The 13,635-nt window shown below is 45.9% G+C and carries 11 protein-coding genes; 9 read left to right on the plus strand and 2 right to left on the minus strand.

Annotated elements, in window-relative coordinates:
- Positions 1–24 precede the first annotated feature (24 nt).
- The 8 genes from hutC to gbpA all read left to right on the plus strand — a co-directional run bounded on the left by hutC (position 25) and on the right by gbpA (position 10,439).
- Positions 25–735, plus strand: a complete 711-nt coding sequence (gene hutC, locus VME0621_RS03515; protein WP_062455717.1) for a histidine utilization transcriptional repressor HutC — start codon at positions 25–27, stop codon at positions 733–735.
- 162 nt (positions 736–897) lie between these two features.
- Entirely contained in the window at positions 898–1,440 is a 543-nt protein-coding gene (locus tag VME0621_RS03520) for a porin family protein (RefSeq protein ID WP_062455720.1), read from the plus strand.
- A 265-nt stretch (positions 1,441–1,705) separates the two neighbouring features.
- Positions 1,706–2,938 carry an imidazolonepropionase gene (gene hutI / locus VME0621_RS03525; RefSeq protein ID WP_062455723.1) on the plus strand — a complete coding sequence of 411 codons (1,233 nt, stop codon included), beginning with the start codon at positions 1,706–1,708 and terminating at the stop codon, positions 2,936–2,938.
- A complete protein-coding gene (gene hutG, locus VME0621_RS03530) occupies positions 2,928–3,923 on the plus strand; it encodes a formimidoylglutamase (RefSeq protein WP_062455726.1) in 996 nt (331 codons plus the stop codon). Before hutI ends, hutG begins: the two co-directional genes overlap by 11 nt.
- Positions 3,924–4,017: 94 nt before the next feature.
- A complete protein-coding gene (gene hutU / locus VME0621_RS03535; RefSeq protein WP_062455730.1) occupies positions 4,018–5,709 on the plus strand; it encodes a urocanate hydratase in 1,692 nt (563 codons plus the stop codon).
- A 10-nt stretch (positions 5,710–5,719) separates the two neighbouring features.
- Positions 5,720–7,252, plus strand: coding sequence for a histidine ammonia-lyase (gene hutH, locus VME0621_RS03540; RefSeq protein ID WP_062455733.1), 1,533 nt, complete (start codon positions 5,720–5,722; stop codon positions 7,250–7,252).
- A 207-nt stretch (positions 7,253–7,459) separates the two neighbouring features.
- Complete coding sequence (gene trpB / locus VME0621_RS03545) at positions 7,460–8,659, plus strand: tryptophan synthase subunit beta (RefSeq protein WP_216360457.1); 1,200 nt, start codon at positions 7,460–7,462, stop codon at positions 8,657–8,659.
- A 328-nt stretch (positions 8,660–8,987) separates the two neighbouring features.
- Positions 8,988–10,439 carry an N-acetylglucosamine-binding protein GbpA gene (gene gbpA / locus VME0621_RS03550; protein WP_062455739.1) on the plus strand — a complete coding sequence of 484 codons (1,452 nt, stop codon included), beginning with the start codon at positions 8,988–8,990 and terminating at the stop codon, positions 10,437–10,439.
- Positions 10,440–10,564: 125 nt separating this feature from the next.
- On the opposite strand, the gene VME0621_RS03555 is transcribed toward gbpA, so the two are convergent.
- Positions 10,565–12,178 carry an NAD(P)/FAD-dependent oxidoreductase gene (locus VME0621_RS03555; protein WP_062455742.1) on the minus strand — a complete coding sequence of 538 codons (1,614 nt, stop codon included), beginning with the start codon at positions 12,176–12,178 and terminating at the stop codon, positions 10,565–10,567.
- Positions 12,179–12,399: 221 nt separating this feature from the next.
- Here VME0621_RS03555 and fdxA point away from each other — a divergent pair, with 221 nt between their 5' ends.
- Positions 12,400–12,723: a ferredoxin FdxA gene (gene fdxA / locus VME0621_RS03560; protein WP_006069141.1), complete on the plus strand. Its 324-nt coding sequence runs from the start codon at positions 12,400–12,402 to the stop codon at positions 12,721–12,723.
- A gap of 80 nt (positions 12,724–12,803) precedes the next feature.
- Here fdxA and VME0621_RS03565 read toward each other — a convergent pair whose 3' ends face one another.
- Complete coding sequence (locus VME0621_RS03565; RefSeq protein WP_038226364.1) at positions 12,804–13,544, minus strand: RNA methyltransferase; 741 nt, start codon at positions 13,542–13,544, stop codon at positions 12,804–12,806.
- Positions 13,545–13,635 lie beyond the last annotated feature (91 nt).

Genomic DNA, 13,635 nt, shown 5'->3' on the forward strand with positions numbered 1-13,635 from the left:
AATTTATCAAGTGACGAGTCGTTAATGTCCGCTGAGCCCCTGTATATTCAAATCAAACAATACATCGAACAGAAGATAGACCAAGGGCACTGGCCTGTTGGACAGCGTATCTCAACCGAAATGGAGCTCACCGAACAGTTTTCTGTCAGTCGAATGACCGTTAATAAAGCCATTAGGGATCTGGTGGGTGAAGGAAAATTAGAGCGACGGCCAAGGCTTGGCACGTTCGTAAAAAAGCAGAATGAAAAGGCTGAAAGTCCTCTACTTGATACACGAAACATCGCCAAAGAAGTCGCTTCTCGAGGTAAAACTTATTCGTGCGATGTCATTAAACACCTGGCAACCAAAGCCGATCAGAATATCGCCACCAAGCTAGGCGTTATGTTGGGGAGCTCGGTCTACTACAGTGAGATCTTACACAAAGAAAACGATCTTCCTATTCAGTTGGAGTGTCGTTGGGTGAACGCAAAGTTTGCACCTGACTATTACAAACAAGATTTCTCGAAAGTCACTCCAAACGAGTACTTAACGCTAAACTGCCCAATGACTGCCGTTGAACATACCGTCGAAGCCATTATTTGTAATGATGAAATTGGTCAGAGGCTCGAAATGACGACAAAAGAGCCATGTTTATTGCTCCACAGAAGAACATGGAGTGACGACCGCCTTATCAGTACAGCCTTGCTCTACCATCCCGGAAGCCGCTATCAGCTGAGCTCGAAAGTCACCCTTTAGTCACGTGTAATACTCTCTATTTAAACAAACTAAACAACCCATTAATTTGTAAGCTAACTAACGATAATACAACGAGTTAGCTTACGTTGGCTTACCCCAAGACCTAAGCTTCAATGCTAGGATTTCTCGCATAATAACCACATAAACCAGTGAGAAATCAGAATGAAAAAAACAGTCCTAGCACTTTCTTTAGCCATCGCCACTTTTTCTACGCCATCTTTGGCCAACGAAGGCTTCTACGTTGGTGCTTCTTATTCAAAAATGAGCTACGACGCGGCGTTTGTAAGCAGTAACGAAGTGACAAATGGCTACTCAGCGAATAGCGGCTATGATTTTGCTTTGGGTAGCTTTTTTGTACTTGGTACAGAGCTAGAATATAAGAATCTTGGTTCAACCAAAGAGTCTTTCCTCAACGATTATTACACCTTGTCGATGACCTCATACGGAATCAATGTTATCCCAAAAATTTATATGGGCCATCGTTTTTACGCGCTAGCAAAGCTAGGTTTCCACAAAATTAATTCAGAAGTTGAAACTAACGTTTCGGTCAACGGTTCATCAGTCTCCGACACTGCATCCGTATACGGACTCGGTCTTGGCTACGACATCACGGAACACTTTGCGATTCAAGCTAGCTACGAAATTCACAACATCGCCATCTACAATACCAAGTCTGCCAACCTTGGAGTTAAGTTTAACTTCTAATCTTACCTATATCTGGCAAATTGTACTCACGTCAGTAGGTCACCGTATAGTGGCCTACTTCTGTTTAAGATCATGTATATCAGTCAGTTAAGCCACAGAGTTACCGCTGTTAAGATCTAAAATCACCTAACCTGATCCCTCTATTTAATCATCTACTAAAACCTCAAATCTTAGACGCTTAGATCACATTTTGTACGATGCACTATTGATCAATTGTATATATTCGACTAAATATTTGTATATACAATAAAGCTCTGGATTAAACATGCACTTAATTCTTAAAAATGCCCGACTTGTTACTATGGAAGAAGGCTCAACTGGATACACTCCTACGGAGCCTTGTTACCTGCTTATTCGTAGTGGGTTAATCGTCGCTATAGGTGAAGACCTAACCACACTCTATGGCAATACGCCAAAAGAGTGGTCAGATTGTCCAGTACTCGATTGCGCTGGCAGTATTGTGACGCCCGGATTGATTGACCCCCATACACACTTGGTTTTTGCCGGGAGTCGAGCACAAGAATTCGAAGCACGTTTAAACGGCGAATCGTACCAAGCTATCGCTCAGCGCGGTGGCGGTATTAACAGTACGGTTGCATCGACTCGTGCCGCCTCTGTGGACGAGCTAATTGAACTTGCCCTACCAAGATTGGACAGTTTGATTAAAAGTGGCTGTACAACTATCGAAGTGAAATCAGGTTACGGATTGACGCTAGAAGATGAAGCGAAGATGTTGGTGGCCGCCAAGTCGTTAGAAAACCATAGACGCGTCAGTATTACCACGACGTTACTCGCAGCACATACTGTCCCCCCTGAATATCAGGATAGAGCGGACGACTACATAAACTACGTGGTAAACGACATCATCCCTCACGTCGCAAAACACAACTTGGCAGATTCTGTAGACGTGTTTTGTGAATCCATAGGATTTACTCTAGAGCAAACTGAACGTGTTTTTGACGCAGCTAAAGCGCATGGTCTTGCTGTCAAAGGGCACACCGAGCAGCTCAGTAATCTTGGCGGCAGTGTACTTGCCGCTCAATACAAAGCACAGTCGGTCGATCATATCGAGTATCTGGACCAAGCGGGCGTAAAAGCTCTTGCCGCTTCAGGGACCGTAGCAACACTTTTGCCCGGGGCATTTTACTTCTTAAGAGAAACACAGCTGCCACCCATTGAATGGCTGCGTGAGTTTAACGTGCCAATGGCAATCGGTAGCGACATTAACCCCGGAACCTCTCCATTTGCAGACTTACAGTTAATGATGAATATGGCTTGTACCTTATTCCGTCTAACGCCAGAAGAAGCGCTTCGTGGTGTGACATGCCATGCTGCGGCAGCAATTGGTCAGAAAGACACCATAGGACAAATCCGCAAAGGATTTAAAGCCAATTTAGCCATTTGGGATATCGACCATCCGAGCGAGCTTAGCTATCAGTATGGATTGAAAGGACTTAAACAACGTATGTTTGCTGGGAGTATCGAACATGTCGCCTAAAGCAATCAATACTCAGCACAGTTTTACTTGGTCTGGCCGTGACGACTTAGAAGATGGCGAGACGCGTCTCAGAGTTCATCACGTCATTACACAGATTCATGAGCTAATGTCAGACACTTGTGGTGCTCAACTTCTAGGTTTTGAAACCGATGAGGGCGTGTCCAGAAACAAAGGCAGAGTTGGCGCTAAAACGGCACCTGATGCGATCCGAGGTGCCTTAAGTAATTTGGCTTGGCACTCTGAAGCTAAGATTTTAGACCTAGGCAATTCCGGCTCACACAACACATCGTTGGAACAAAATCAAAGTACAACAGCCGAAATCATTACCAATGCCCTCTCGCATGGACCTGTAGTCGTGCTCGGCGGTGGACATGAAATCGCTTGGCCATCTTTCTTAGGGCTATCAAACTACCTACGCCAAAGCGAACCCAATCCCAGAATCGGTATCATCAATTTCGACGCTCATTTCGATCTTCGAGAGTATCAATCTGAAACCATGCCCTTAAAGCCGAGCTCTGGAACACCATTCTCGCAAATTGCTGACCACTGCCAATCAGAGCAACTCGCTTTCGAGTACCTTTGTATCGGCATCAGTTCAACTTCCAATACACAAGCCTTATTTGATAAAGCGCAGCGCTTGAATGTTCGCTATATCGAAGACACAGAGCTACTGCTTACCCCTCACACACCAATGCTTGAGGAACTTGAACAGTTTATTGCCAGCGTCGACTACCTCTATCTCACAATCGATCTAGATGTGTTCAATGCAGCGCTTGCTCCGGGAGTCAGTGCTCCCGCTGCGATTGGTTTATCCATTGAACACTTCTATCCATTTTTTGACACGATATTACAGCACAACAATAAGTTGCTGATGGCGGATATCGCTGAATATAACCCGACTTATGACATTGACAATCGCACCGCCAAACTCGCCGCTAGGCTCTGTTGGCAAATGCTGACGGCAATGTCCAAGCAGCAAAAATAGACAATAGATAACAATTAACAACCAATTACGTGAAACACAGTGCGACGCCGCATAACGAACCAACTTGGCGTCCACCATTCAAAAGGAAAACAAGATGACTGATAGTAATAATGCTCGTCTAGATGCAACTCGCAAAATCAAGGCACCACATGGTACTGAGCTAAATGCCAAATCATGGCTGACAGAAGCACCACTGCGCATGCTGATGAACAATCTTGATGACGAAGTTGCTGAGCATCCTCAATCATTAGTGGTTTACGGCGGTATCGGCCGAGCGGCGCGCAATTGGGAGTGTTATGACAAGATCGTCGAAGTCCTGAAACGTCTTGATGACGACCAAACACTTTTAGTCCAATCAGGCAAACCCGTCGGCGTTTTCCCGACACATAAAGACGCTCCACGCGTATTAATTGCCAATTCCAACTTAGTCCCACATTGGGCCAATTGGGAGCACTTCAACGAGCTGGATAAGCAGGGCCTAATGATGTACGGCCAAATGACGGCAGGTTCGTGGATTTACATTGGTTCTCAAGGCATCGTTCAAGGCACGTATGAAACCTTTGTGGCGATTGCCAAGCAACATTTTAATGGCGATGCCAATGGCAAGTGGATTCTAACAGGTGGCCTTGGCGGTATGGGCGGCGCTCAACCTCTCGCGGCGACTATGGCTGGCTTTTCAATGATTGCTGTAGAGTGTGACGAATCTCGTATCGATTATCGCCTAAATACTCGTTATGTCGATACCAAAGCGCATAGCCTCGATGAAGCATTGTCCATTATTAAGAATAGCGACAAACCAATCTCAGTGGGTCTACTAGGAAATGCCGCTGATATCTATGCAGAATTGGTAGAGAAAAACATCACGCCAGATGTTGTCACCGATCAAACCTCAGCACACGATCCTCTTAACGGTTACTTACCGCAAGGCTGGACCATGGAACATGCTAAACAGCAACGTGAAAGCGATCCAACGGGCGTGGTGAAAGCGGCCAAAGCCTCGATGGCAGTGCAAGTTGAAGCCATTCTAACTATGCAACAACGCGGCTCGGTAGCAACTGACTACGGGAATAACATTCGTCAAATGGCGTTGGAAGAAGGGGTAGAAAACGCGTTTGATTTCCCAGGTTTTGTTCCTGCGTATATCCGTCCACTTTTCTGTGAAGGTATCGGACCTTTCCGGTGGGCTGCACTCTCTGGTGATCCGGAAGACATCTATAAAACAGACCAAAAAGTCAAAGAGCTGATTCCTGATAATCCACATCTGCATAACTGGCTCGATATGGCGCGTGAGCGTATTCAGTTCCAAGGTTTACCTGCTCGTATCTGCTGGGTAGGCCTGAAAGATCGTGAGCGTTTGGGTCAGGCTTTCAATGAAATGGTTAAGAATGGCGAACTAAAAGCACCTGTGGTTATTGGTCGTGATCATCTTGATTCAGGTTCAGTAGCCAGCCCGAACCGCGAAACCGAAGGTATGATGGACGGCTCAGATGCGGTGTCCGATTGGCCATTATTGAACGCCTTACTCAACACCTCAGGTGGTGCTACTTGGGTCTCTCTGCACCACGGCGGCGGTGTAGGAATGGGCTTCTCACAACACAGTGGAATGGTCATTTGCTGTGATGGTAGCGATGATGCTGCTCGACGTATTGCACGCGTTTTACACAATGACCCTGCAACTGGCGTAATGCGCCATGCCGATGCTGGGTACGACATCGCTAAACAATGTGCCAAAGAACAGGGCCTAGATCTGCCAATGCTGAATCAAAATGATGATAACCGAGCTTAAGGAGTACACCATGTTGAAATTAGTTCTTGAGCCAGGTCAGCTAACGTTAGGGCAACTACGCCAACTCAGCCGTTCTCCTGTGAGCTTATCTTTGCATCCTTCAGCGGTTGAAGACATTGATGCCAGCACTCGAATTGTAGAGCAAGTTATCGCCGAAGATCGTACGGTCTATGGCATCAATACTGGCTTTGGATTGTTAGCCAATACACGCATCGAGCCAGAAGATCTCGAGATCCTGCAAAAGAGTATCGTGTTGTCACACTCCGCCGGTATTGGTGAGCTAATGAGTGACGAAACTGTTCGTCTGATGATGGTGCTAAAGATCAACAGTCTTGCACGCGGCTATTCAGGCATTCGACTTAAAGTGATTCAAGCCTTGATTGAACTGGTTAATTCGCAAGTTTACCCATGCGTTCCTCAAAAAGGTTCTGTTGGTGCATCAGGTGACTTAGCCCCACTCGCTCACATGAGCACAATCTTACTCGGTGAAGGTGAAGCGAGACATAACGGGAAAATCATTAGTGGTCTAGAGGCTTTGCAAATTGCTGGGCTTGAACCAATCACGCTAGCACCAAAAGAAGGGCTAGCACTACTAAACGGCACGCAAGCCTCGACGGCGTTTGCTTTAGAAGGTCTGTTCTTAGCGGAAGACCTGTTCGCATCAGCAACACTATGCGGCGCAATGTCAGTAGAAGCCGCACTGGGTAGTCGTCGTCCATTTGACCCGCGCATCCATCGAGTAAGGGGACATCGTGCACAAATGGATGCAGCTCTAGCCTATCGCCACCTATTGGAAGGCAGTAGTGAAGTGGGTGATTCTCACCAAGCATGCGAGAAGGTACAAGATCCGTATTCGCTGCGTTGTCAGCCTCAGGTGATGGGGGCATGTCTACAACAAATTCGTAACGCCGCAGAATCACTTCAAGTGGAAGCCAACTCTGTTTCTGACAACCCATTAGTGTTTGCTGATGACGGCGATATTATTTCCGGTGGTAACTTCCATGCTGAACCTGTCGCAATGGCGGCAGATGGCTTAGCGCTAGCGATCGCAGAAATTGGCAGTCTTTCAGAGCGCCGAATGGCATTGCTCATTGATAGTGCCCTGAGTAAGTTACCTCCTTTCCTCGTCGACAACGGCGGCGTCAACTCAGGCTTTATGATTGCGCAAGTAACTTCAGCAGCATTAGCAAGTGAAAATAAAACCCTTGCTCACCCAGCCTCAGTTGATAGCTTGCCAACTTCGGCTAACCAAGAAGACCACGTTTCTATGGCAACCTTTGCAGCTCGTCGCTTAAAAGATATGTCAGAAAATACGCGTGGTATCTTGGCAGTGGAATACTTAGCGGCGGCACAAGGGTTGGACTTCAGGGCACCACTGAAGTCCTCACCACGAGTAGAGCAAGGTAAACAAATCTTGCGTGAGGCGGTGCCGTTCTACGATAAGGACCGCTACTTCGCCCCGGATATCGCTAAGGCAAATGAGATTATCAAGCTCGCACTTCATAACGCACTGATGCCTGAGAATATACTTCCAAGCCTCTGATTTTATGGATTTAAAAAAGAGCCAGCATACTGCTGGCTCTTTTTTGTTGGACGCAAATATTTACCAATAAAATAACCGGACGACATGTTGGCAGTCACAAGTTTAAAATGAGCCTATGTGTACATGCATCAAATTGCGTTATAACAAATGTGCTTAATAAAAGAACAACGAGGCACAAAAGACATGGAAAATACGTTTAACCACCCTATGCCCAACGATGAGGGCTATTTTGGCGAATACGGCGGTAGTTTTATCCCTCCTCAGCTACAAGAAATCATGGATGAAATCAGCGCAGCTTACGACTCATGCCGCCAAGATCCAGATTTCAGAGCCGAGCTTGCACGCCTATATAAACACTTTGTAGGTCGCCCTAGTCCAATCTTCCACGCTCAAAATCTTTCTGAAAAATACGGCGCACCTATTTATCTCAAACGGGAAGATTTAAACCACACTGGTGCACACAAAATTAATCACTGTTTGGGCGAAGCACTGCTTGCAAAAAAGCTTGGTAAGAAAAAGCTCATCGCGGAAACTGGGGCTGGACAGCACGGCGTCGCCCTTGCCACAGCGGCGGCTTTAGTGGGTCTAGAGTGTGATATCTATATGGGCGAAGTCGATATCGCAAAAGAGCACCCAAATGTGGTGAGAATGCGAATTCTAGGTGCTAATGTTATTCCTGCAACTCACGGTAGAAAAACGTTGAAGGAAGCGGTAGATGCTGCATTTGAAGCCTACTTAGCGGACCCGCATACTCAGTTATACGCCATTGGCTCGGTTGTCGGTCCCCATCCATTCCCTGCAATGGTACGAGACTTCCAATCGATTATCGGTAACGAAGCCCGCGTTCAGTTCCAAGAAATGACAGGTGAACTGCCCAATAATCTCGTAGCATGTGTTGGTGGAGGCTCTAATGCAATGGGTCTGTTTAGCGCGTTTTTGAATGATGAAGAGGTTAAAATCCACGGGGTCGAACCATCAGGGCGCGATTTGCATACCGAAGGTGAACATGCTGCGACGCTAACACTTGGTGAGCCTGGCGTTATGCACGGGTTCAAATCATACATGCTAAAAGACGGAGAAGGCGAGCCTCAAGAAGTATACTCAGTAGCAAGTGGTCTCGACTATCCATCGGTGGGGCCTCAACACGCCTACCTCAAAGATACTGGTCGCGTGAGTTACGGCTATATTAATGACAAAGAAGCCATTGATGCTTTTTTTGAGCTATCCCGTTTGGAAGGCATTATTCCAGCCATTGAATCGGCCCACGCCGTTGCGTACGCACTGAAATTGGCAAAAGAGGGGGAAAAGGGGTCTATTCTTCTCAACCTATCTGGTAGAGGCGACAAAGATATCGATTTTGTTGTTGAGCATTATGGGCAAGACTTCGGTATTGAATCGCTGCTGTAGGCCGTAAAAGACCACAACATACCATAACGAGTTCTGCCTGATTGAGTCTCTAATCAGGCAGAATTAACATTCTCACTCATTGATAAAATCAACATTAAAACCAACGCTAGACCAGTATTTTAGAATAATCATCTAGAATATGTCATTTTAATGCCAACCTCGCCGATTTATTGAGTTTGATTCCATAAATAAGGCAAACCATTCGCCACACTTATTTTTCCACTCTAAATTACTTTCTATCACTTGCCGGATGCGAGTGACCATAAGAATAAAGACTTCCACTTGCGTGTTAATACGCATTAGAAACTGATTAAGAGAAGGTATTGGTATGAAACAGACAAGAGTCTTGCTTTCAATGGCGGCACTTGGTTTAGTTGCTAGCCCGTTAGCATACAGCCACGGATACGTTTCAGCGGTTGAAAGCGGTGTTGCAGAAGCTCGTGCAACGTTATGTAAGTATCCAGCCGACACTGGAGAAAAGAACGTAAATTGTGGCTCCGTCCAGTGGGAACCCCAAAGTGTTGAAGGTCCTGAGGGCTTTCCTCAAGCTGGTCCTCCTGACGGCCAAATCGCAAGTGCAGGCCTAACGCAGTTTTCTCCTCTTAACGAGCAGACGTCTGACCGTTGGGTAAAGCGCCCTATTCAATCAGGTATGCAGACTTTTGAGTGGACATTTACAGCCAATCACGTCACTAAAGATTGGAAGTATTACATTACCAAGCCGACCTGGAATCCGAACCAAGCCTTAACGAGAGATTCGTTCGATCTGAATCCATTTTGTGTGGTAGAAGGCAATATGCAGAAGCCACCAAAATTAATGAGCCACCAGTGTAATGTCCCTGAACGGGAAGGCTATCAAATCGTACTAGCGGTGTGGGATGTGGGTGATACTGCCGCTGCTTTCTATAATGTTATTGACGTACAGTTTAATGGTGATAATCCTGGCATCCCAGGCTGGTCTCAAGCAGGTACAATCAATCCAACGATGGATTTGAAGGTTGGCGACTCCGTTTTCACTCGCGTCTTTGATTCTAACGGTGAGCTACCAAACCTTTCTACCAGTATTACCATTACTTCAGAGCAACAAGGACAGGCAAATCAGTGGTCTCACGCTCTCGCGACACAAATCAATCATGAACACACTGATATCAAAGCTGGACAGCAAGATAGTAACGGCAATATCTCACCAGTTTATGGTAGCAACACCGTGTATGTGGCAGATAATAGCGGCTTAGATCGCGTTGAAATTGGCTATGATATTGTGACACCTCCACCTTCAATCGGTGCAGACGTAACGGGACTGGATCCAGAGTATCAAATCGGTGAAACACCAATTGAACTTGCACTGAACGTCGCAGCTACAGGTAGCGTGGACGTAAGCATGAATGTTTACAACCACGCACAAGAATCTCTAGCGAGTCAGGAACTTAGCTTAGCGGATGGTGAAAACCAGAATGTAACCCTAACGCTCTCTAAATCTGAAGCTGGCCACCATATGTTAGTGACACGCGTAAGAGACGATAAAGGCAATCTTGTCGACCAAACGACGCAGGACTTTATGTTGGTAGAACAAACCGTCCCCGGCGACTATGACTTCGTTTTCCCTGATGGTCTGTCACAGTACACAGAAGGCACTAAAGTCCTCGCTAAAGATGGTCACATTTATCAGTGCAAACCATTCCCGAACTCCGGTTACTGTGTTCAATGGTCACCAACAGCAACCCAGTTTGAACCTGGCGTCGGTAGCCACTGGACATCGGCTTGGAACAAACTGAATTAATCTTACCTCTAAGGTAGCACCTTCCCCTATGGGTGTTGCCTTTCTTGTTTTCACTCTTTTGAGTGGCCAATAAAAAAACCCATTAACCTCTAGTTAATGGGCTTTATAATTCATCGGTCCAGCATTTAGTTTTGCTGTTCACCAACCATAGACAGAGCAAGCGCTTCTGCCACTTTGATACCATCTATACCTGCCGACAGAATACCACCAGCGTAACCTGCACCTTCACCTGCGGGGAAGAAGCCTTTAAGATTAACACTTTGATAGTCTTTACCGCGTTTGATGCAAACAGGCGATGAAGTACGAGTTTCAACACCAGTTAACAGGCCATCTGCACCAGCGAAGCCTTTGATCTTTTTATCAAACGCAGGAATCGCTTCTCTGATTGCTTCAATAGCAAAATCAGGTAGTGCTTTAGAGAGATCGGTTAGCTTGATGCCCGGTGTGAATGACGGTTCTACCTCACCTAAAGCACTTGGGTCATTACCTTTTAAGAAGTCACCAATTTTCTGAGCTGGTGCATCGTAATTCTCACCACCTAGCAGATAAGCATTACTCTCTAATTCACGTTGGAATCGAATACCTGCTAATGGATCACCTGGGTAGTCTTGATCAGGTGAAATACCGACTACAATTGCACTGTTAGCGTTGCGCTCAGCACGAGAGTATTGGCTCATTCCGTTAGTCACTACGCGACCTTCTTCAGAAGTCGCCGCAACAACGGTTCCGCCTGGGCACATACAGAAACTATATACTGTGCGACCATTTTTGCAGTGATGCACCAGTTTATAATCAGCCGCGCCAAGGATTGGGTTACCAGCATTAGGACCAAAACGCGCTTCATCAATCACTGATTGTCTGTGTTCAACACGGAAACCCACAGAGAAAGGTTTAGCTTCCATATATACACCACGTTCATGCAGCATTTCAAACGTATCACGAGCACTGTGACCTACCGCTAGTACCACGTGGCGTGATTTGATTTCTTCGCCATTTGACAGTGTCAAGCCAGTGATTTGCCCGTCTTCCATGTGAATATCATCAACGCGAGTACTAAAACGAATTTCACCACCTAGTTCGATGATTTTCGCACGCATTTTCTCAATCATGGTCACAAGTTTAAACGTACCAATATGTGGCTTACTCACGTAAAGAATTTCTTCTGGTGCACCAGCAGCTACAAACTCTTCGATGACTTTACGACCATAGTGCTTTGGATCTTTGACTTGGCTATAGAGTTTGCCATCTGAGAACGTCCCCGCACCACCTTCACCAAACTGTACATTCGACTCTGGGTTCAGTGTACGCTTACGCCAAAAACCAAAAGTATCCTTGGTACGTTCACGAACTTCCTTACCACGTTCAACGATGATCGGATTAAAGCCCATTTGTGCCAACACAAGGCCAGCAAATAGACCGCAAGGGCCAAATCCAATAACGACAGGACGCTCAGTGTTATCAGCTGGAGCTTTAGCAACGAATTTGTACTCCATATCCGGAGTGACTTTGACGTGCGGATCATCGGTAAATTTCTCTAGCAGTAATGCTTCATTCTGCACTTCTACATCTAGAGTGTAGATAAGGAGAATCTTGGTCTTCTTACGCGCATCATAGCCACGCTTGAACACATTGAATGACATCATCTGCTCAGCAGAAATGCCGAGTTTTTTAAGAATGGCAGCAGAGATTGCGCCTTCTTCGTGGTCAAGAGGAAGTTTAATTTCAGTTAAACGTATCATGGAGGGGTCTCGCCTAGTCGGTGTCTTAGCCTAATCGGTCAACTTGGGGACCGATAAGCTCACAATGGCGCGCATTTTACGTTAACTTGTTTTGTCTGTCATACTTAATTCACTTTAGGCAGGAGTTAGATACACGAATAACCTGCTTCTAATATTGAATTTTGTTGGCGAATGAGTATTATCGCCCCTCCACAAATTTGGCAAATTAAGAGTTGATAACCATGGCTTTTGTCGTCACTGATAACTGTATCCAATGCAAATATACCGATTGTGTCGCGGTGTGCCCTGCTGACGCATTCTACGAAGGCCCAAACTTTATGGTCATTAGCCCTATCGACTGCATTGACTGTGGACTTTGTGTGCCTGAGTGTGACGCTCAAGCGATTTTCCAAGAAGACGAGCTGACGGAAGACCAGCAAGTATTTATTGAGTTGAACGCTGAATTAGCAGAAGTCTGGCCCAATATCACCGAAGTCAAACCTGCTATGGATGAAGCAGAGAAATGGAATGGCGTGCCAAACAAGTTAGGTATGCTTGAAAAATAGCACCATAAACACCCCAAAAGGGCGCAATATCAATAAGATATTGCGCCCTTTTTAGTTCTAGTCGTATTCTGCAAAGGCAGTTAAACTTCACTATGTTGACGACGAAAGTTATCGAGAATAATCCCCGTTGCCATAGCTACATTCAGTGATTCGGCACCACCAAATGCTGGAATGGTAATTTTATCTGTCACATACTGTGCAGCGTCAGGGCGGACACCGTGAGACTCACTACCCATTAGCAAGATACCCTCTGGAGAAAAGGTCATCTTATGCACATTTTCGCCTTCTAAGAACGCGCCATATACCGGTAGTGACGCTTGCTCTAGGTAGCTAGGAAGATCCAAAAGCGTTACTTGAACACGCCCAAAGCTACCCATCGTAGCTCGGATGGTCTTAGGATTATACGGATCTGCACAATCGGTACTGGCCACGATATGTTTGATACCATACCAATCGGCGATTCGAATAATGGTGCCCAAATTACCCGGATCAGAGACCCCATCTAGGGCGATCATCATCCCCTTAGCCGCTGGTATTTCCATTTGAGGGATCACTACGACGGCCACTGCCGCATTGTTACTCACAAGAGAACTGGCTTTAGTCAGTTCCTCAAGTGATGCTTCGATACATTCAACACGTTGCAACGCTTCTCGATTGCTTGCTAAAAATTCACTGGTGGCAAAGACATGTTTTATCACCATGGATGTCTCCAATAGCTCTAACACGTTCTTCTCACCTTCTACGAGAAATAAGCCATGTGCTTTACGCTGTTTCTTTTGACTTAATGCACGAAGAAGTTTTAATTGGTTTTTGGAAATCATAGTCATACCCCAGATGAAAGCGCGGGCATTATATACTTAATTGAGAATCTGATGCGAGTAGCAAAACGTTGCCTAGCGCCATTTCTAAAAC

The sequence above is a fragment of the Vibrio mediterranei genome (assembly GCF_900088415.1).
Classification (GTDB): Bacteria; Pseudomonadota; Gammaproteobacteria; order Enterobacterales; family Vibrionaceae; genus Vibrio; species Vibrio mediterranei.

What these genes read in the sequence shown, in the direction of transcription:
- hutC (WP_062455717.1), top strand. Translation starts at nt 25, where the DNA reads ATGTCCGCTGAGCCCCTGTATATTCAAATCAAACAATACATCGAACAG.
- VME0621_RS03520 (WP_062455720.1), top strand. Translation starts at nt 898, where the DNA reads ATGAAAAAAACAGTCCTAGCACTTTCTTTAGCCATCGCCACTTTTTCT.
- hutI (WP_062455723.1), top strand. Translation starts at nt 1,706, where the DNA reads ATGCACTTAATTCTTAAAAATGCCCGACTTGTTACTATGGAAGAAGGC.
- hutG (WP_062455726.1), top strand. Translation starts at nt 2,928, where the DNA reads ATGTCGCCTAAAGCAATCAATACTCAGCACAGTTTTACTTGGTCTGGC.
- hutU (WP_062455730.1), top strand. Translation starts at nt 4,018, where the DNA reads ATGACTGATAGTAATAATGCTCGTCTAGATGCAACTCGCAAAATCAAG.
- hutH (WP_062455733.1), top strand. Translation starts at nt 5,720, where the DNA reads ATGTTGAAATTAGTTCTTGAGCCAGGTCAGCTAACGTTAGGGCAACTA.
- trpB (WP_216360457.1), top strand. Translation starts at nt 7,460, where the DNA reads ATGCCCAACGATGAGGGCTATTTTGGCGAATACGGCGGTAGTTTTATC.
- gbpA (WP_062455739.1), top strand. Translation starts at nt 8,988, where the DNA reads ATGAAACAGACAAGAGTCTTGCTTTCAATGGCGGCACTTGGTTTAGTT.
- VME0621_RS03555 (WP_062455742.1), bottom strand. Translation starts at nt 12,178, where the DNA reads ATGATACGTTTAACTGAAATTAAACTTCCTCTTGACCACGAAGAAGGC.
- fdxA (WP_006069141.1), top strand. Translation starts at nt 12,400, where the DNA reads ATGGCTTTTGTCGTCACTGATAACTGTATCCAATGCAAATATACCGAT.
- VME0621_RS03565 (WP_038226364.1), bottom strand. Translation starts at nt 13,544, where the DNA reads ATGATTTCCAAAAACCAATTAAAACTTCTTCGTGCATTAAGTCAAAAG.